Raw genomic sequence first — 18000 nt, forward strand, 5'->3', positions numbered from 1 at the left:
AGTCCCAGCCCCAATCAGCAATCCAGCCAATCCGGAAACCCAAGAGCGAAGGACATCGTCGCCAGCAGCGCCGCCGCCCTCGTTCAGTGACGCGGCTTATACGGCTAACCCTCAGACATAGTCAACACCGACAATCCAACTTTTTTGACATTTTTGTAACAGACTGTTTTTACTCAGGATTTTAAGGCGATCTCAAAAGCTGAGCAAACTTCTGTCCAATTTTGGACTGACGGGGTTTCGTTTTTCTATTTCGCCGTCTCGGCATCATTTTTGGCCGCTTACATTATATAGGAAGCATCTCGTCACTTTCCAGATCTGCTTGCGCAGCTTCGGTCAATCGCTAGTTTGGCGTCTCGGATATTTGGTTATGGAGACTGGAATGCTTGTCCTCGATGAAGCACAAACGCGCGCAACCCTTCCCTGGGCGGAGCTGATCGAAGCGATCGCGGCGATGTTTGTCGGCGGATGCGTCATGCCGGTGCGCCATCATCACGACATGCATGTCCCTGGCGAAGAAAATGCGACGCTGCTTCTGATGCCTGCCTGGGTGCCCGGCCGCTATGCCGGCGTGAAGATGGTCTCGGTTTTTCCAGGGAACGCCAAGCGCGCGCTGCCGGCAATCTTCGGGACCTACCTGCTTTCGTCAGGTGCAACGGGCGAAATGCTTGCGGTGATCGACGGCGGCGAGCTGACAGCGCGGCGCACGGCTGCGACCTCGGCATTGGCGGCACGCTATCTGGCGCGGCCGGATGCGGCCGAGCTGCTTGTCTGCGGAACCGGTCGCCTCTCGCTCAACCTGCTGCAGGCGCATACGGCCATCCGCCCGATCAAGCGCATCCATATCTGGGGGCGTAATCCTGCAGGCGCAGAAAAGGTAGCGGCCGAAGCCCGAGAGCTTGGGCTGGCCGCTGAGGCGGTCTTCGATATCGAAGCGGCGGCGCGAACCGCCGACATCGTCTCCTGCGGCACGCTCTCAAGCGAGCCGCTCATTTGCGGCGCATGGCTGAAGCCCGGCGCGCATCTCGATCTCGTCGGCGGCTTCAAGCCTAGCATGCGTGAGACCGACGACGAGGCGATCCGCCGTGCGTCCGTCTTCGTCGATACGCGAGCCGGTGCGATGAAGGAAGCGGGTGATATCGTTCAGCCACTCGGAAGCGGCGTGCTCAACGAGGGTGCGATCAAGGCAGAACTTGCCGAACTCGTTTGCGGAACACGAGGCGGCCGCAGCGCGGAAGGCGAGATCACGCTTTTCAAATCGGTGGGCGCCGCGCTCGAGGATCTCGCCGGAGCGATTCTCGCCTATGAAACCGTTACCGGCGGGAAATAAGCGCAATGCCCGGTCTGCCGGAACTTCCGGTTTCTCACGTTCTGCCCGAGATCGGAACCGCACTTGCCGAAAACGGACGAGCCGTTCTTTCCGCGCCACCCGGCGCCGGGAAGACCACGCTTGTGCCACTTTATCTGCTGGATCAACCATGGCGCAACGACGGCAGGATCATTCTGCTGGAGCCACGGCGGCTGGCAGCGCGGGCTGCGGCGAGCCGCATGGCCTTTCTGCTCGGCGAACAGGTGGGCGAAACAGTCGGCTACCGCATGCGCCTCGACAACCGCATTTCCGGCAAGACGCGGATCGAAGTGGTCACCGAAGGCGTCTTTGCGCGCATGATTCTCGATGATCCGGAACTTTCGGGGGTTTCTTCAGTCATTTTCGACGAATTTCACGAGCGTTCGCTTGATGCGGATTTCGGGCTGGCATTGGCGCTCGACGTGCGCACGGCGCTCCGTAATGATCTGCGGCTTCTGGTGATGTCGGCAACGCTCGACGTCGAGCGTGTCGCAGCACTCCTCGACCATCCGCCGGTGATCGAAAGCAGGGGCCGGAGCTTTCCGATCGACGTCCGCTATCGGGATCGCCCGAGTGGCGAGCGTATAGAGGACGCCGCTATACGGGCAATCGTCGAGGCCCATGCGGGCGAGACGGGATCGATCCTCGCTTTCCTGCCTGGGCAGGCCGAAATCACCCGAACGGCGGAAAGGCTCGAAGGGCGGTTCGGGTCGGACACGCTGATCGCCCCTCTCTACGGCAATCTCGGCCAGAAAGAGCAGGATGCAGCAATCCGTCCGGCGGCGAAGGGCACGCGCAAGATCGTGCTTGCGACCTCGATCGCCGAGACGTCGATCACCATCGACGGCGTGCGCATCGTAATCGACAGCGGGCTGCAGCGGCTGCCGGTGTTCGAGGCTTCGGCAGGTATCACGCGGCTGGAGACGGTGAGGGTGTCGCGGGCATCTGCCGACCAGCGCGCCGGCCGCGCAGGCAGAACGGAACCCGGTATCGCGATCCGCCTCTGGCACCCGGGGCAGACGGCCGCCTTACCTGCTTTCACACCGCCGCAGATCCTGTCGAGCGATCTTTCCGGTCTCGTGCTCGATCTGGCCCATTGGGGCGTTCAGGATCCGACATCGCTTGCCTTCGTCGACCAGCCCCCAGCGACGACGCTGAAGGAAGCGCGCGCGCTGCTGCGGGAACTCGGAGCCCTGGACAAGGATGGAACCTTGACTGCGCGCGGAAAGACGATGCGCGACCTAGCGCTGCCGCCGCGGCTGGCAGCCATGGTGGTTTCGGCCGGCGACAGCGGCCACGCAAAAGAAGCTGCAATGCTTGCCGTTCTTCTCACGGAACAGGGCCTCGGCGGCACAAGCATCGACATCGAGGACCGTTTGCGGCGCTTCAAGGTGGAGAAGGGGGAAAGGGCGGATGCTTCGCGGCGCCTTGCCGGACGGCTGGCGCGTGGGCTCGACAAGATTTCCTCAAGTGCGCCACCGCTTGCCGGACAACTCCTGCTACATGCCTTTCCCGATCGGATTGCCCTGCAGCGCGGCGGGCGGGGACGGTACGTGATGGCAAACGGCCGGGGCGCCGAATTGTCGGAGACGGAACGTCTGGCAGGCAGCCAGATGCTGGTGATCGCCGATCTGACCGGACGCGCGACGCAGGCACGCATCCTCGCTGCGGCGGAGATTTCGCGCGGCGATGTCGAAACCCAGCTACCAGGTGTGATCAAGACCGGCGAGCAGACCTATTTCGACCTGCCGAGCAGGCAAGTCCGCGCCCGGCGCGCGACAAGGCTCGGCGCGATCGTTTTTGACGAAACGCCGTTGCCCCGGCCAGCCGGCGAGCCTGTTGCCGCAGCACTAGCGGATGGCATACGGCAATTGGGACTCAACGCCCTGCCCTTTTCCAAGGAAGCTATCCAGCTGCGCGAACGTATCGGCTTTCTGCATCGAACAATCGGCGCGCCATGGCCGGATCTAAGCGACGTTGCGTTACTGGAACGGCTGGACGACTGGTTTACGCCCTACCAGAGCGATGCGCGCGGGCTTTCGGATATTTCCGCCGGATCGCTCGCCAGCGGGCTGATGGCGCTTGTATCGCATGAACTGCAACGTGACCTCAACCGGCTTGCACCGACGCATTTCGAAGCGCCAACGGGCCAGCGGCATCCGATCCAGTATGACGGCGAGGAGCCGCTGCTGACGATCCGGGTGCAGGAGCTTTTCGGATTGAAGCAACATCCGGCGATCGGTGGCGGAAGGCTGCCGCTTCTTCTCGAATTGACCTCGCCCGCGCACCGGCCGATCCAGACGACGCGTGACCTGCCTGGGTTCTGGGCAGGTTCCTGGAAGGACGTACGTGCCGAAATGCGAGGCCGCTACCCGCGGCATTCCTGGCCGGAGCGGCCAGAGGAAGCCTTGCCGACGACACGCGCCAAGCCGCGTGGTAGATAAGCCTGGGCGAGGAGCCGAGCATGGCCGATGACGTCAACAACAAAACTCAGAACGACCGGCATAGCAGCCGCAGGCTGCGCCTGCAGACGCTCGTACGTTTGCGCTGGCTCGCGGTCGGCGGACAGGCGGCGACGGTTTTCATCGTTGCCTTCTGGCTGAAATTCCCGTTGCCGCTGCTCACCAGCAGCTTGCTGATTGCAGCGCTTGCCTGGGTCAATTTCTTTTTGACGATCCGGTATCCGCCGACACATCGCCTCGAACCGCCGGCTGCCCTCGCGCTGCTTGGGCTGGATCTGTTGCAGCTCTGCGCGCTGCTGTTTATCACCGGCGGTCTGGCGAACCCGTTTGCGGCGCTCGTCTGCGTGCCGGTCATCATTTCCTTTGCCTCCCAGCCGATCCGCTACAGCGTTGCACTCATCGTCTTTGCAATGGTCTGCATCACGATCCTCGCCTTTTCGCCCTTCCCGCTTCCATGGTTCAACGGTGCGCAGATCAATGTGCACAACGTCATGCAGTTCGGTGTCTGGTGCTCGATTGCTTCGACCATGGCCTTTGCAGCTTTTTATGCCTATCGCGTTTCGATGGAAGCGAGCCAGCTGGCGGATGCACTGGCCGCGACCGAACTCGTGCTGCAGAGGGAAAAGCACCTATCGCAACTCGACGGCCTGGCCGCGGCGGCCGCACATGAGCTCGGAACGCCGCTTGCGACGATCAGCGTCGTCGCAAAGGAGATGGAGCGCGAACTGAAGGACGACGACCGGTTCCGCGAGGACGTGCAACTGCTGCGCAGCCAGAGCGAACGTTGCCGCGATATCTTGAAGCGACTGACGAGCCTTTCGGCAGAGGGCGATGCGCATATGCGGCGGCTGCCGCTGTCTTCGATGATCGAGGAGATCATTGCGCCCTATCGCGAATTTCCGATCGAGATCGAGCTGATCGAGAAAAGCCCGCGCAAGGGTGAACCGGTGACAGAGCGCAATGCCGGGATCATCTATGGGCTTGGCAATCTCATCGAAAATGCCGTCGATTATGCTCGCGAGAAGGTAACGGTCACGGTCGAACATGACCACAACAAGGTGCTGATCGTCATCGAGGACGACGGCAACGGCTACGCACCGGATATTCTCACCCGTATCGGAGAGCCTTACGTCACCAAAAGGCAGAAGGAGGATACTGCAGGCGGGCTGGGGCTTGGACTTTTCATCGCCAAGACGCTGCTTGAACGTTCCGGTGCGACGCTGGTTTTCGAGAACCGCGATCCGGAAAGTGAAGGAGCGCGTATCCGTGTCGAATGGCCGCGCATGCTCATCGATGCAAATTCGACAAAATGACTTTATCGGCATAATGAAGATATGTGCAGTTGGCAAATATAGGGCGGTTGAAAACCGCCAGGATCGAAGACCATGACCGAACAAAGCCTCGAAACCGTTACTGCCGGCGAACACGACATCGGCGCCGATGCGAGCCTCTTGATCGTTGACGATGATGGTCCCTTCCTGCGACGCCTGGCTCGCGCCATGGAGACACGCGGCTTCCAGGTCGAAACGGCCGAATCGGTTGCGGAAGGTGTTGCGAAGTCGAAGAGTCATCCGCCGAAATATGCGGTGGTCGACCTACGGCTCGGCGATGGTAACGGCCTCGACGTCATCGAGGCGATCCGCCAGCGCCGGGACGATACGCGGATCATCGTGCTGACGGGCTACGGCAATATCGCAACGGCGGTGACGGCCGTGAAGCTGGGAGCTGTCGACTACCTCGCGAAGCCTGCCGATGCGGACGACGTGTTCGCAGCCTTGACTCAGCGGCCGGGCGAAAAGGCGGAACTTCCAGAAAACCCGATGTCGGCCGACCGGGTTCGTTGGGAACATATCCAGCGTGTCTACGAAATGTGCGAGCGCAACGTCTCCGAAACAGCGCGGCGGCTCAACATGCACCGCCGCACGCTGCAGCGAATTCTCGCCAAACGCGCTCCGAAATAGCCGCTGTTAAATGTCGTCGATGGCAAGCTGCTTGCCATTCGCCCATTCGGCCAGCATAAGTCTCTGCGCGGCGGCTCGGGAGAAATTCAGCATGACCGACTTGCGGGTTGCCGGCGCCAGGCGGTGCTCCGGCGCTTCGCGGATCATATGCGCGCCATAGCCGTCCGACAGGAACAGTCCGCATTCCGCCGGGAAGATATCAAGCGGCACATCCTTGTGCGTCGCAAAGAAAAGCCGGTCGCAATGCAGCCGGTATTCGGGCCATTTGCGATCAACGCGAAAATCCTCTATCGAGGTTTTGATCTCGATAATCCAGATCTCGCCCTTTTCCGACATGGTGATCAGATCGGCGCGCCGGCCGCTCGCCAACGGCAGTTCAGGCAAAACCGCATGACGCATGTCGTGAAGTAATATCTGAGTCCCTCGGCGCACAAGCATAGCTCTGTCCGATTGCCGGCCATCTATTAACGGATTGTTATTGTAAACGCTCAAAATCGTCATGGATAACCGTTTGGGAACATCCCGCTCTGTTGCAAAAAAACCATGCGGTTCTACTTTGCCGCTGCGGGCAACTCTCGTCGCACTGCAACATCTTGCAAAGACGAAGTTAATCGAAAATAAACCATAATCAAAGATGGTTCCAAGACCGTTTCCTCACTGCCAATCCTAAGAGATATTCATGCGCATCCGCAATGCATTCCCTGTGTTCGGCCTGATCGCGACCCTCGCTCTGGCCGGCTGCACCACCAATTCCGATCGCGCTTCCCTCGAAGACAAGGCCGCCGGCCCGACTGTCCAGACGGCTCAGATCTTCGATGACGCTTACGGCGTGAGGACTGATGCCGGATACGCCCTACCCGCCATCCCGATCCAGCGCGTCAAGCCGGAGTTCCGCCGACAGATCGTTTCCTACGAGACGACCGAGCGTCCGGGCACGATCATCGTCAACACCCGCGAACGCCACCTTTACTACGTCCTTCCGGGAGGCAAGGCGATGCGCTACGGCATCGGCGTCGGCAAGCAGGGCTTCGCATGGGCCGGCACGGCCTATGTCGCCTGGAAGCAGGAATGGCCGACCTGGCATCCGCCGAAGGAAATGGCTGTCCGCAAGCCCGACATTGCAAAATACGTCGAAGACGGCATGGGCCCAGGTCTCACGAATCCGCTCGGCGCGCGCGCCATGTATCTCTTCAACGAAAAGGGTCAGGATACCCTTTTCCGTCTTCACGGCACGCCCGAATGGGCCTCCATCGGCACCGCGGCTTCGTCCGGCTGCATCCGCCTCATGAACCAGGACGTTATCGACCTCTACAGCCGTGTCCGTCCGGGCAAGGCGACCAAGGTCATCGTTATCCAGTAAGCTAAAAAGCGAATTCGGTATAAAAAAGGCCGCCGGAAATTTCTTCCGGTGGCCTTTTGTTAGATCATGAGCCTTGTGCAGCCTGCTTGCCTTTGACCTCAAGACGGCGGCGATGGAGAACCGGTTCCGTGTAGCCGCTCGGCTGCTCCCTGCCCTTCAAGACAAGATCGACGGCTGCCTGGAAGGCGACCGAGCGCTCGAAATTCTCCGCCATCGGCATATAAGCGGGATCACCGGCATTCTGCTGATCGACGACTGCGGCCATGCGCTTCATCGTTTCGATGATCTGCGCTTCGCTGACGACCTTGTGGTGCAGCCAGTTGGCCATGTGCTGAGCGGAAATGCGAAGCGTTGCGCGGTCTTCCATCAGGGCGACATTGTTGATGTCGGGCACCTTTGAGCAGCCGACACCTTGATCGACCCAACGGACGACGTAGCCGAGGATGCCCTGCGCATTATTGTCGAGTTCTCGCTGGATTTCTTCCGCTGTCCAATTCGGCCGGGTGGCGACAGGAACGGAAAGGATATCGGAGAGCTTGGCGCGCGCACGATCCTTCAGTCCGCGCTGAACATCGGCCACCTTGATCCGGTGATAATGCGTCGCATGCAGTGTTGCTGCGGTTGGCGAGGGAACCCAGGCGGTGTTGGCGCCGGCCTTCGGGTGAGCGATCTTCTGCTCCAGCATGGCTGCCATCAGGTCAGGCATCGCCCACATGCCCTTACCGATCTGCGCGTGACCGGACAGGCCGCATTCGAGGCCGATATCGACGTTCCAGTTCTCGTAGGCGGAAATCCAGGCCGCCTGCTTCATATCGCCCTTGCGGATCATCGGGCCTGCTTCCATCGAAGTATGGATCTCGTCTCCGGTACGGTCCAGGAAGCCCGTATTGATGAAGACGACGCGCTCGCGGGCAGCACGAATGCATTCCTTGAGATTTACCGTCGTGCGGCGCTCCTCATCCATGATCCCCATCTTCATCGTGTTCTTCGCCATGCCGAGCAGTTCTTCGACGCGGGAGAAAATCTCGACGGCGAAGGCCACTTCCTCGGGCCCATGCATCTTCGGCTTGACGACATACATCGAGCCGGTGCGCGAGTTCTTGTGGAGGCCGTTGGGACCGATGTCGTAAAGCGCGATCAGAGCCGTAATGGCGGCATCCATGATGCCTTCAGGAACTTCCCGGCCGTCGCGGTCGAGTATGGCCGGATTGCTCATAAGGTGGCCGACATTGCGGACGAGCATCAGCGAGCGGCGGTGCAAATCAAAGGCGGAACCGTCCGGCGCCTGATAGGTGATGTCGGGATTGAGCTTGCGGACAAAAGTCGCGCCGCCCTTGCTCACCTCCTCCTGCAGGTCACCCTTCATGAGACCCAGCCAGTTGCGATAGACGACAACCTTGTCCTCGGCATCGACCGCGGCAATCGAATCCTCGCAGTCCATGATCGTCGTGATCGCAGATTCGAGCCAGACATCGGAGATCTGCGCCGGATCGCCCTTTCCGATCGGCGTCGAGCCATCGATGATAATCTCGATATGAATACCATTGTTTTTCAAGAGCAGATGTGTCGGCGCGTCCGCATCGCCTCGATAGCCGGCGAAATGCCGACTATCCGTGAGGGCCAGTTTCTCGCCGTCCGTCGAGGTGACCGCGAGAATTCCGCCGTCGGCCTTGAAGGCAGCCGCCTCCTTCCAGCTCGCGCCCTCGAGCGGCGCGGCGCTGTCCAGAAAATCGCGAACCCAGGCGATGACCTTTTCGCCGCGCTTCCGATTGTATCCCTTGCCTTTTTCCGCTCCGTCGTTTTCGGGAATGGCATCCGTTCCGTAAAGCGCATCATAAAGTGAGCCCCAGCGCGCATTTGCGGCGTTCAGCGCGTAACGCGCATTCATGACGGGAACGACGAGCTGAGGCCCTGCAATCGAAGCGATCTCGGGATCGACATTGTCGGTCGAAACTTGGAAATCCGAGCCTTCCGGCAGCAGGTAGCCGATTTCGCGCAGAAAGGCCTGATGGCTTTCCGTGTCCGCCGGCGCACCGTTCTGGCGATACCATTCGTCAATACGCGCCTGCAGGTGATCGCGTTTCAGAAGCAGTTCGCGGTTCTTCGGCGCGAGGTCATGAACGATTGCGGACAAGCCGGCGAAAAATGCATCCGCGTCAACCGGAAGGCTTGGAAGCACTTCGTTGACGATGAAGTCATGAAGGACAGTTTCGATGGAAAGACCGTTCTTTTCGATGCAGCTCATGCAATTCTCCTCCCGCGGAAGGCGGCGTTTTCACATGCTGTCAATTTGCGCCGCTTTCATTCATAGTCAATTCTGCAATAGTTCGAAAGATTTATGCCGATAAGGAAACAGTACGCTCCGTGACCCGCATCGGCAGACCGTTCTGAGGTTGGGTCGTCAACTTTTGCACCGGCCAGGGGTTGGTCTTTTCGGTCACGTCGAAGCGGAAACGGCTCATCAATACGGCCAGCACGATGACCGCCTCCTGCATGGCGAAGGTGGCACCGATGCAGACGCGCGGACCGGCACCGAACGGCAGGAACTGGAACCGGCCGATCTTGCCGCGGTTTTCCGGGAAAAACCGCTCGGGCATATAGGAACGCGGCTTCTCCCAATAGAGTTCATGCCGGTGAAGCGTCCAGGGCATGACGAGCACCGTCATGCCGGCATGAATATCGACCTTCTCGCCCTTGGAATCTGTCCAGCTGTCGTCGGCGATCGCCGCACGGTCGATCGACGGCGCCGGCGGATAGAGCCTTAGGGCCTCTTCGAAGGCGGCGCGGGTGAAGGGCATCAGATCGAGCCATTCGACGGGCTCGGCGCCGCTTGCGAGAACGCGGCCGATCTCTTCCTCCATCGCGTCGCGGATATGCGGACTGTTCGCCACGCAATAGAGCGTCCATGCGAGCGCTCGCGCCGTCGTTTCGTGACCCGCGCCGATGAAGGTCAGAATATTGTCTTCGATTTCCTCATTGGTGAGGCCGCCCGTTGCTGCCCGGTCGAGCAGCAGAGTCAGAAAATCTTCCGGGGCCGAACCGCGATCGGCAGCCATGCGACGGAGCCTGGCGTCCATCGTCTCGCGCACGATGGTGCGGAACTTGTCGAGAACCTTCTGGCCACCAATGCGTGTCACCCGCGGCACCCAGGACGGCGCTCGCAGGAGATCCATGGGATCGACGCGGCCCATACGGTGCAAAAGCGCGTTCACATCCTCAGCAAAGCTGTCTGATGAGGTGACGATCTCACCGGAAAACAGCGTATCGGCGAGAATCGCAAAGGTGAGCTCGGTCATATCGCTGGCGATTTCGAATACTTGGCTCTCGCCTGCGACCGCTTCGTATTTTCGCGCATAGACCTCGGATTGCCGCAGCATTTGCCCTGCGAAACCCTTGGCGTGGCGCGGCGTGAACACGGGAGCAACCGCCTTGCGCGATCGCTTCCAGACCTCCCCTTCGGCCGTTAGCAATCCGTCGCGCAATATCGGGCGCAATACGAGCTGGCGGATATCCGCCATGCGGTAGTTCGCGACGTTGTCGACCAGCACATGTTTGATGAGACCCGGATCGTTGACGATGATCGTGCTGTCGTGGAAGAAGCGCGTCTTGATCCAGGGAAGCGTGTAGGACGGCTCGCCCCAGAGCTCCAGCGGATTGCGAAGGATCGTGCGGATGATCTCCAGCGGCGACGGCGGCACAGAGCGCGGCAGCGGTGCGGGTGGAACAAACGGTTCCGGTCGCATATCCATGGAAATGGCCTTTCGCGGAGGATTATAACCTCGCGCCAAGGCGAAGGTTAGAGCAGGCCCTCAAGCTCGTCCAGCTTGTCGTTGATCAGCCAGCCGTAATAATTCTCCTCTGGCCAGACTAGCGCACCTGCAGCCTGGTTCTTCGCGGCGAGAGCCAAAGCGCGCTGGCGCGAATTGCCGACATTGTAAAGCGTCGCAGTCAGACCAGGATTCTTCGAAATATCCATGCCGGCGATCTGCTTGTAATCTTCGATCGACTCGCGGATCGAGGCCGCAACGAAGGCGAGCGAGATATCCGGCTCCATGATGGCGCGGTAAACGGCGCCGGCGTCCTTTTCGTTCAGTCTCGGATAGCCGGAAACACGGCTGACCAGATCCGAGAGCATTAATGCCGTCAGCGGGTTCACCTGGCCGAGACCAAAGGTCTGACCGGCATAAAACGGTTGGAAGAACACGGCGCTGAAGCGATTGTTCGGGAAGCTCTTGCCGTCGACAGCCTTCCCACGGAAGTCGCGTTCCCAAACATCCTCACGGCAGCTCCAGAGCAGATAGGAATCACGCTTGCCGTTGCACTCTGCAAACTGTGGACGATCGACGAAAGTGTCGACGCCCTCGCCCTCGAAGGCAAAGCGGAAGCTCTCGCCGGCATAGGATGCGGCCTTCACGTAGTAGGACTGAAGGCGGTCATAAGCATCGACGTTATAAGTGTGCTCGCCGACGATGGCGCCGATGATGTGGATGGGATCGATGCTGTAGGCGGCGGCCGTCTTCCTGATCTTGCCCATCAGTTCGCGATCGGTGGAGAGCAGTTCGAAAACTTTCTCGTACTTACGGTCGAAGGTCGACTTGGTGCCCTTGGTGCGGCGGACGGATGCGCCCGGGACCGCGGGCTGCTCGATGTTGCGATTGCCGGGCGGCACGACCTCAACGGCATAGGCTGGCACGGATGTGAGCGCCGCAATGGCGATCAGGAGGCATGTCAAGAGGCGTCGCACGATCAGCTATTCCGTCTGGTTATATCGTCTTCATGGCGAAGCGCGCTGACTGGACCAGAATCTTGGCCGAATAAAGCCGCGTTCACAAACAAGCGGGCCTTCACTAAGAAGTAAAAGGCCCGCTGTCGAGAGTTCAGACTGTCGAAATCCGCTGTGGAACCTGCAAAGGTTGCAGCCGGTGCGCCAATATCACAGGATGAAGCGCGAGAGATCCGTGTTCTGCGCCAGATCGCCGACGTGCTCACGCACATAGGCCGAGTCAATCTTTATCGCCGAACCACCGCGATCCGGCGCGTTGAAGGAAATATCGTCCAGTACACGTTCCATTACTGTCTGCAGCCGGCGAGCGCCGATGTTTTCGACCGAAGAGTTCAGATGGACTGCGACATCAGCCAGGGCATCGATCGCATCGTCGGTGAATTCTAGGTTCAGGTTCTCCGTTTCCATGAGAGCGCGATACTGCCGGATCAGGCTCGCTTCGGTTTCGGTCAGGATGCGTCGGAAGTCTTCCTTGGTCAGCGGTCGAAGTTCGACACGGATCGGCAGGCGGCCCTGCAATTCCGGCAGGAGATCGGAAGGCTTCGACACATGGAAGGCGCCCGAGGCGATGAAGAGGACATGGTCCGTCTTCACCGGTCCATACTTCGTGGAGACGGTCGTTCCTTCGACGAGTGGCAGAAGATCGCGCTGCACGCCTTCGCGCGACACGCCGGCCCCCATGCCGCCGTCCCGCGCCGCAATCTTGTCGATCTCGTCGAGGAAGACGATGCCATCATTTTCGACCGCGCGCACGGCTTCGCGCTGGATGATATCATTGTCGATCAGCTTGTCGGACTCGTCCCGGATGAGATCGGTATAGGAGGCTTTCACCGTCGTGCGGACCTTCTTGGTGCGTCCGCCCAGCGCCTTGCCGAACATTTCCGAGATGTTGAGAACACCGATATTGGCACCGGGCATGCCGGGGATTTCAAAGCCGCCCATGCCCGCGCCGGTATCGGCAACCTCGATGTCGATCTCCTTGTCGTCGAGTTCACCATTGCGCAGCTTCTTGCGGAAGCTGTCACGGGTAGCAGGAGAGGCGGTCGCACCGACAAGGGCATCAAGGACGCGTTCCTCGGCGCTCATATGAGCCTTTGATTCGACCTCGGCGCGCTTCTTGGCGCGCGCGAGCCCGATGCCGATTTCGACGAGGTCGCGGATGATTTGTTCGACATCGCGGCCGACATAACCGACCTCAGTGAACTTGGTTGCCTCGACCTTGATAAAGGGCGCACCGGCAAGCTTGGCAAGACGGCGGGAAATCTCCGTTTTGCCGACGCCGGTCGGGCCGATCATCAGGATATTCTTGGGCATCACTTCGTCACGCAGGCTCGGGTCAAGCTGCTGGCGGAGCCAGCGATTGCGGAGCGCAATCGCCACGGCGCGCTTGGCCTCATGCTGACCGATAATGTAGCGGTCGAGTTCGGAAACGATCTCGCGGGGGGAAAAGGTGGTCATGGTAAATCCGTTTCTCCGGGTGCGTCCAGCGCCATGAAATGGGCCGGACCGTAAATGGAAGTTCTTGTATCGACGTAGCGAAAGCCCGCCTTCTCGTAAGCCCTGATCGCCCGAAGGTTTTCAGGATCCGGATCGATCACGATGCGCTTGGCGCCGTCTGCAAAAAGCTCGGACGTAAACTGGCGGATGATCGCAGCACCGTGGCCCTTGTCCGTCAGTTCCGGAATACCGATCGAGATGTCGATGCCGAGCGTACCCTTCGGCTGATCCTGATAAGGATGGCCCTCCTCGAGATGAGGATCGTAACTTTGCAGATAACCTATAGGCTTTCCGTCCAGTTCCACGATCATTGGCCGTGTTTCTTCGCTCGTCATTGCCTCTTCGATCGAACCAAGCTCCGTTGAAGCTTCGCCCCACCATCTCGCGACATGCGGCTCCGAAAGCCATTGCGCCAGAAGAGGGAAATCCTCATGGCAGACGTCGCGGAAACGGTAGCGGGAGGCAGGCTTAGTTTTCAGCATCCAGTGTTTCCACCACCATGTTGTGGTTCGTATAGACGCAGATATCGGCTGCGATATCCAGCGCGCGGCGCGCCACCTCCTCGGCAGACTTGTCCGTATCCATCAGGGCACGCGCCGCCGCCAATGCGTAGTTGCCGCCAGATCCGATCGCCGTGACGCCATGCTCGGGCTCCAGAACATCGCCGTTGCCGGTGACTGCCAGTGTTATCGATTTGTCGGCGACCAGCATCATGGCCTCGAGATTGCGAAGATATTTATCCGTGCGCCAGTCCTTGGCGAGCTCAACGGCTGCGCGCATTAACTGGCCCGGATACTGCTCGAGCTTCTTTTCAAGACGCTCGAGCAGCGTAAATGCGTCCGCGGTCGCACCAGCAAAGCCGGCAATGACCTCGCCCTTACCAATACGGCGCACCTTGCGCGCATTGCCCTTCATGACGGTCTGACCGAGGCTGACCTGGCCGTCACCGGCAATCACCACCTTGCCGCCCTTTCGAATTGTAATAATCGTTGTCATCAAAACATCCTTGCCCGGATCAGCGGGCGTTACGCCGAGCCGCTCTCCGGCCCTGTGAGCCCTATGTAAGTTGGCCGATGCCGATTGCAAATGGGCCGGTTTTTCTGCCGGTGCGCTTCTGGATATTTTAGGGAACGCCTGATAAGGAACGGCCGTCATTCCTGATGGAGCAGCCATATGGCCGAGACTGCAGCAAGCCGCATGGGCAATGTTTCGCGCAAGACCAACGAGACTTCGGTTTCCGTTTCCGTCAATCTTGATGGTAGCGGCAAAGCCAAGATCTCGACGGGCATCGGCTTCTTCGACCACATGCTCGATCAGCTTTCGCGACATTCCCTGATCGATATGGAGATCGAGACGAAGGGCGACCTGCATGTGGACGATCACCACACGGTCGAAGATACCGGGATTGCGATCGGCCAGGCGATTGCACAAGCGCTCAGCGACCGCCGTGGCATCACGCGCTATGCTTCGATCGACCTTGCCATGGACGAAACGATGACGAAAGCCGCCGTCGATCTTTCCGGCCGGCCGTTCCTTGTCTGGAACGTCGCCTTCAACGCGCCAAAGATCGGCACCTTCGACACTGAACTTATCCGCGAATTCTTCCAGGCACTTGCGCAGAACGCCGGCATCACCTTGCATATCCTGAACCATTATGGTGCCAACAACCACCATATTGCAGAGACCTGCTTCAAGGCCGTTGCCCGCGCGTTGCGCATGGCGACAGAGATCGATCCAAGACAGGCGGGCCGTGTTCCCTCGACGAAGGGCACGCTCGTCTGAGCCCCTTCAGGGAGCTTGAACGATATGACTTCCAGCTATCTGGTTTTGACGGCTCCTGGCGGAACGGACGTCACCCATGAGAAGACGCGCGTCATCCGCGACGGCTTCACGTTGCTCGGCTTTCTCTTTCCCTGGCTATGGCTTCTTCTACACCGGCTTTGGCTCTATGCGATTGCAGCATTCCTGCTTCAGGGGCTCGGCGGCGTTTTAATGGATCGGCCCGGACTCTGGCCGGCAGGCTTTGCGATCACGCTCGGCACTTGCATCCTAGCCGGCTTCGAGGGCCAGAACCTGCGAATCCGAAATCTCGCTTCCAAAGGCTGGAACGAGGAAGCCGTGATTACGGCAGATTCGCTTGCGACCGCGGAAGAGATCTATTTTTCGAATATCGAGACCGATGGCGACCGCATGCCCGCGCCGGAGTGGGAGCGACATCCGCACTCCGCCGGCCGCCATGGCAATACGACTTCGCTTGGTCTCTTTGGGTTTAACGGAGGACGCTGATGCGCGTCGCAATTATCGACTACGGCTCGGGCAATCTGCGCTCGGCAACGAAGGCCTTCGAACGCGCCGCACGCGAGGCAGGCATCGACGCCCACATCGATCTAACGGACAAGGCCGAGAATGTCGCGTCGGCCGATCGGGTCGTGCTGCCGGGTGTGGGTGCCTATGCCGATTGCCGCCACGGGCTCGATGCCGTTCCCGGCATGACCGAAGCGCTGATCGAAGCGGTTGAGAGGAAGACAAGGCCATTCCTCGGTATCTGCGTCGGTATGCAGCTGATGTCGTCGCGCGGCCTTGAAAAAACGGTGACGGAAGGTTTCGGCTGGATTCCTGGCGACGTCGTTGAAATGACACCGGACGATCCCGACCTCAAGATTCCGCAAATCGGCTGGAACACACTCGACCTTCGGCATCCGCATCCACTCTTCGAAGGCATTCCGACAGGGCCTGATGGCCTGCATGCCTATTTCGTGCATTCCTACTATCTGGCCGCCGAAAGCGCCGGCGATGTCATCGCCACGACAGAGTATGGCGGAGCGATGACGGCCTTCGTCGGACGCGACAACATGGCAGGTTCGCAATTCCATCCGGAGAAGAGCCAGAAGCTCGGTCTCGCCCTGATCACCAATTTCCTGCGCTGGAAGCCTTAGGCTCGCGCAGACCGCAAGGACTGAACCAACATGATCCTATTTCCAGCAATAGACCTCAAGGACGGCCAATGCGTTCGCCTGAAGCTCGGCGATATGGAGCAGGCAACGGTCTACAACCCCGACCCTGCATCACAGGCGAAAACGTTCGAAGACCAGGGCTTCGAATGGCTGCATGTTGTTGACCTCAACGGCGCCTTTACCGGCGAAAGCGTCAATGGCGCGGCCGTCGACACGATCCTCAAGGCAACGAAGAATCCGGTGCAGCTCGGCGGCGGCATCCGAACGCTGTCGCATATCGAAAACTGGCTCTCCCGCGGCCTGACACGTGTGATCCTCGGTACGGTTGCCGTTCGCGATCCGGCGCTGGTCATCGAGGCCTGCAGGCAGTTTCCGGGCTGCGTCGCCGTCGGCATCGATGCGAAGGGTGGCAAGGTGGCCGTGGAGGGCTGGGCGGAAGCCTCCGAGCTTGGCGTCGTCGAACTTGCCAGGAAATTCGAAGGTGCCGGCGTGGCGGCAATCATCTACACCGACATCGATCGCGATGGGATTTTGACCGGCATCAACTGGACCTCGACACTGGAGCTTGCCGATGCCGTTTCGATCCCGGTGATTGCCTCGGGCGGGCTCGCTTCGATCGAGGATGTGAAGCGCATGCTGCAGCCCGACGCCCGCAAGCTGGAAGGTGCCATCTCCGGCCGTGCGCTGTATGATGGACGAATTGATCCTCGGGAAGCCTTGGCGCTGATCAAGGCGGCGCGGGAAAAGGAAGACACACAATGACCCTGAAAGCCCGCGTCATCCCTTGCCTCGACGTCAAAGACGGCCGTGTCGTCAAGGGCGTCAACTTCGTCAACCTGATCGATGCCGGTGATCCGGTCGAGGCTGCGAAAGCCTATGATGCTGCCGGCGCAGACGAGCTGTGCTTCCTCGACATCACGGCCTCATCGGACAATCGCGAAACGATCTTCGATGTCGTTTCCCGCACCGCCGAACAGTGCTTCATGCCACTGACTGTCGGCGGCGGCGTGCGCAGCATCGGCGATATCCGCAAGCTGCTGCTGTGCGGTGCCGACAAGGTCTCGATCAATTCGGCGGCCGTGAACAATCCAGACTTCGTCGCTGAAGCTGCCGACAAGTTCGGCGACCAATGCATCGTCGTTTCGATCGACGCCAAGCGACGGCGCACGCAGGCTGTTGGCCAGGACAACTTGAGCGCCTGGGAAATCTATACTCACGGCGGCCGCACCGCGACCGGCATCGATGCCGTGGAATTTGCACAGACGATGGTTGCGCGCGGCGCCGGCGAGCTGCTTGTCACCTCGATGGATCGCGACGGCACGAAAGTCGGCTACGATCTTGAGCTCACCCGGGCGATCGCCGATTGCGTTCGCGTGCCCGTCATTGCATCGGGCGGCGTCGGCGATCTCGACGATCTGGTCGCAGGGGTGAAGGATGGTCATGCCAATGCCGTGCTTGCTGCCTCCATCTTCCATTTCGGCACCTATTCCGTCGGCGAAGCGAAGCACTATATGTCTTCGCATGGCATCGCGATGCGCCTCGACTGATTGAAAGCGACAGTATGACCGGATTTTCCCTTTCCGATCTGGAAAAGATCGTCGATGAGCGGTCGAAGGCCTCACCGGATGAATCCTGGAC

The 18000-nt window shown here is 60.0% G+C and carries 17 protein-coding genes and 1 pseudogene; 11 read left to right on the forward strand and 7 right to left on the reverse strand.

What is annotated here, in order from left to right; all coding sequences use genetic code 11:
• Positions 1 to 379 precede the first annotated feature (379 nt).
• The 4 genes from C9413_RS11770 (at position 380) to C9413_RS11785 (ending at position 5768) form a co-directional block, all read left to right on the forward strand.
• Positions 380 to 1327 carry an ornithine cyclodeaminase family protein gene (locus C9413_RS11770; protein WP_039843448.1) on the forward strand — a complete coding sequence of 316 codons (948 nt, stop codon included), beginning with the start codon at positions 380 to 382 and terminating at the stop codon, positions 1325 to 1327.
• Between the two features lie 5 nt (positions 1328 to 1332).
• A complete protein-coding gene (hrpB, locus tag C9413_RS11775) occupies positions 1333 to 3789 on the forward strand; it encodes an ATP-dependent helicase HrpB (protein WP_170250480.1) in 2457 nt (818 codons plus the stop codon).
• 20 nt (positions 3790 to 3809) lie between these two features.
• Positions 3810 to 5120: an ActS/PrrB/RegB family redox-sensitive histidine kinase gene (locus C9413_RS11780; protein WP_039843446.1), complete on the forward strand. Its 1311-nt coding sequence runs from the start codon at positions 3810 to 3812 to the stop codon at positions 5118 to 5120.
• Positions 5121 to 5192: 72 nt separating this feature from the next.
• On the forward strand, positions 5193 to 5768 hold the full coding sequence (locus C9413_RS11785; protein ID WP_039843445.1) for an ActR/PrrA/RegA family redox response regulator transcription factor: 576 nt from the start codon (positions 5193 to 5195) through the stop codon (positions 5766 to 5768).
• Positions 5769 to 5774: 6 nt separating this feature from the next.
• Here the strand turns inward: C9413_RS11785 and C9413_RS11790 are convergent, their stop codons facing one another.
• Positions 5775 to 6269, reverse strand: a complete 495-nt coding sequence (locus C9413_RS11790; RefSeq protein ID WP_039843444.1) for an MmcB family DNA repair protein — start codon at positions 6267 to 6269, stop codon at positions 5775 to 5777.
• 178 nt (positions 6270 to 6447) lie between these two features.
• On the opposite strand from C9413_RS11790, the gene C9413_RS11795 reads away from it, so the two are divergent.
• The gene (locus C9413_RS11795; RefSeq protein ID WP_039843443.1) at positions 6448 to 7128 is read left to right on the forward strand and encodes a L,D-transpeptidase; all 681 of its coding nucleotides are present in this window, start codon (positions 6448 to 6450) and stop codon (positions 7126 to 7128) included.
• A 64-nt stretch (positions 7129 to 7192) separates the two neighbouring features.
• Here C9413_RS11795 and C9413_RS11800 read toward each other — a convergent pair whose 3' ends face one another.
• The 6 genes from C9413_RS11800 to hslV all read right to left on the reverse strand — a co-directional run bounded on the left by C9413_RS11800 (position 7193) and on the right by hslV (position 14404).
• Positions 7193 to 9373, reverse strand: coding sequence for a malate synthase G (locus C9413_RS11800; RefSeq protein WP_039843442.1), 2181 nt, complete (start codon positions 9371 to 9373; stop codon positions 7193 to 7195).
• 91 nt (positions 9374 to 9464) lie between these two features.
• Complete coding sequence (locus C9413_RS11805) at positions 9465 to 10877, reverse strand: cytochrome P450 (protein ID WP_039843441.1); 1413 nt, start codon at positions 10875 to 10877, stop codon at positions 9465 to 9467.
• A 47-nt stretch (positions 10878 to 10924) separates the two neighbouring features.
• Positions 10925 to 11872 (reverse strand): DUF1402 family protein, encoded by a 948-nt coding sequence (locus C9413_RS11810; protein ID WP_039843440.1) that lies wholly within the window; start codon positions 11870 to 11872, stop codon positions 10925 to 10927.
• Between the two features lie 189 nt (positions 11873 to 12061).
• Positions 12062 to 13369 (reverse strand): ATP-dependent protease ATPase subunit HslU, encoded by a 1308-nt coding sequence (hslU, locus tag C9413_RS11815; protein WP_170250481.1) that lies wholly within the window; start codon positions 13367 to 13369, stop codon positions 12062 to 12064.
• Positions 13366 to 13890, reverse strand: a complete 525-nt coding sequence (locus tag C9413_RS11820; protein ID WP_039843438.1) for a GNAT family N-acetyltransferase — start codon at positions 13888 to 13890, stop codon at positions 13366 to 13368. Before C9413_RS11820 ends, hslU begins: the two co-directional genes overlap by 4 nt.
• Positions 13877 to 14404: an ATP-dependent protease subunit HslV gene (gene hslV / locus C9413_RS11825; protein ID WP_039843437.1), complete on the reverse strand. Its 528-nt coding sequence runs from the start codon at positions 14402 to 14404 to the stop codon at positions 13877 to 13879. The genes C9413_RS11820 and hslV overlap by 14 nt, the downstream gene beginning before the upstream one ends.
• Before the next feature lie 177 nt (positions 14405 to 14581).
• Here hslV and hisB point away from each other — a divergent pair, with 177 nt between their 5' ends.
• From hisB to C9413_RS11855, 6 genes and pseudogenes are all read left to right on the forward strand, one after another.
• Positions 14582 to 15190: an imidazoleglycerol-phosphate dehydratase HisB gene (gene hisB / locus C9413_RS11830; RefSeq protein WP_039843436.1), complete on the forward strand. Its 609-nt coding sequence runs from the start codon at positions 14582 to 14584 to the stop codon at positions 15188 to 15190.
• A gap of 24 nt (positions 15191 to 15214) precedes the next feature.
• Positions 15215 to 15694 carry a DUF2628 domain-containing protein gene (locus C9413_RS11835; RefSeq protein ID WP_039843435.1) on the forward strand — a complete coding sequence of 160 codons (480 nt, stop codon included), beginning with the start codon at positions 15215 to 15217 and terminating at the stop codon, positions 15692 to 15694.
• Positions 15694 to 16344: an imidazole glycerol phosphate synthase subunit HisH gene (hisH, locus tag C9413_RS11840; protein ID WP_039843434.1), complete on the forward strand. Its 651-nt coding sequence runs from the start codon at positions 15694 to 15696 to the stop codon at positions 16342 to 16344. The genes C9413_RS11835 and hisH overlap by 1 nt, the downstream gene beginning before the upstream one ends.
• A 30-nt stretch (positions 16345 to 16374) precedes the next feature.
• On the forward strand, positions 16375 to 17124 hold the full coding sequence (gene hisA, locus C9413_RS11845) for a 1-(5-phosphoribosyl)-5-[(5-phosphoribosylamino)methylideneamino]imidazole-4-carboxamide isomerase (protein ID WP_039843433.1): 750 nt from the start codon (positions 16375 to 16377) through the stop codon (positions 17122 to 17124).
• Positions 17121 to 17909 (forward strand): imidazole glycerol phosphate synthase subunit HisF, encoded by a 789-nt coding sequence (gene hisF, locus C9413_RS11850; protein ID WP_039843432.1) that lies wholly within the window; start codon positions 17121 to 17123, stop codon positions 17907 to 17909. Before hisA ends, hisF begins: the two co-directional genes overlap by 4 nt.
• A gap of 14 nt (positions 17910 to 17923) precedes the next feature.
• Positions 17924 to 18000 (forward strand): annotated as a pseudogene (locus C9413_RS11855) (phosphoribosyl-ATP pyrophosphatase); the annotation flags it as partial.

Origin of the sequence: Rhizobium sp. SEMIA 4085, assembly GCF_013004495.1 — a bacterium.
Lineage (GTDB): Bacteria > Pseudomonadota > Alphaproteobacteria > Rhizobiales > Rhizobiaceae > Rhizobium > Rhizobium gallicum.

Excerpts from the sequence above, each read along its gene's own strand:
- C9413_RS11770 (WP_039843448.1), top strand. The coding sequence starts at position 380 with ATGCTTGTCCTCGATGAAGCACAAACGCGCGCAACCCTTCCCTGGGCG.
- hrpB (WP_170250480.1), top strand. The coding sequence starts at position 1,333 with ATGCCCGGTCTGCCGGAACTTCCGGTTTCTCACGTTCTGCCCGAGATC.
- C9413_RS11780 (WP_039843446.1), top strand. The coding sequence starts at position 3,810 with ATGGCCGATGACGTCAACAACAAAACTCAGAACGACCGGCATAGCAGC.
- C9413_RS11785 (WP_039843445.1), top strand. The coding sequence starts at position 5,193 with ATGACCGAACAAAGCCTCGAAACCGTTACTGCCGGCGAACACGACATC.
- C9413_RS11790 (WP_039843444.1), bottom strand. The coding sequence starts at position 6,269 with ATGACGATTTTGAGCGTTTACAATAACAATCCGTTAATAGATGGCCGG.
- C9413_RS11795 (WP_039843443.1), top strand. The coding sequence starts at position 6,448 with ATGCGCATCCGCAATGCATTCCCTGTGTTCGGCCTGATCGCGACCCTC.
- C9413_RS11800 (WP_039843442.1), bottom strand. The coding sequence starts at position 9,373 with ATGAGCTGCATCGAAAAGAACGGTCTTTCCATCGAAACTGTCCTTCAT.
- C9413_RS11805 (WP_039843441.1), bottom strand. The coding sequence starts at position 10,877 with ATGGATATGCGACCGGAACCGTTTGTTCCACCCGCACCGCTGCCGCGC.
- hslU (WP_170250481.1), bottom strand. The coding sequence starts at position 13,369 with ATGACCACCTTTTCCCCCCGCGAGATCGTTTCCGAACTCGACCGCTAC.
- C9413_RS11820 (WP_039843438.1), bottom strand. The coding sequence starts at position 13,890 with ATGCTGAAAACTAAGCCTGCCTCCCGCTACCGTTTCCGCGACGTCTGC.
- hslV (WP_039843437.1), bottom strand. The coding sequence starts at position 14,404 with ATGACAACGATTATTACAATTCGAAAGGGCGGCAAGGTGGTGATTGCC.
- hisB (WP_039843436.1), top strand. The coding sequence starts at position 14,582 with ATGGCCGAGACTGCAGCAAGCCGCATGGGCAATGTTTCGCGCAAGACC.
- C9413_RS11835 (WP_039843435.1), top strand. The coding sequence starts at position 15,215 with ATGACTTCCAGCTATCTGGTTTTGACGGCTCCTGGCGGAACGGACGTC.
- hisH (WP_039843434.1), top strand. The coding sequence starts at position 15,694 with ATGCGCGTCGCAATTATCGACTACGGCTCGGGCAATCTGCGCTCGGCA.
- hisA (WP_039843433.1), top strand. The coding sequence starts at position 16,375 with ATGATCCTATTTCCAGCAATAGACCTCAAGGACGGCCAATGCGTTCGC.
- hisF (WP_039843432.1), top strand. The coding sequence starts at position 17,121 with ATGACCCTGAAAGCCCGCGTCATCCCTTGCCTCGACGTCAAAGACGGC.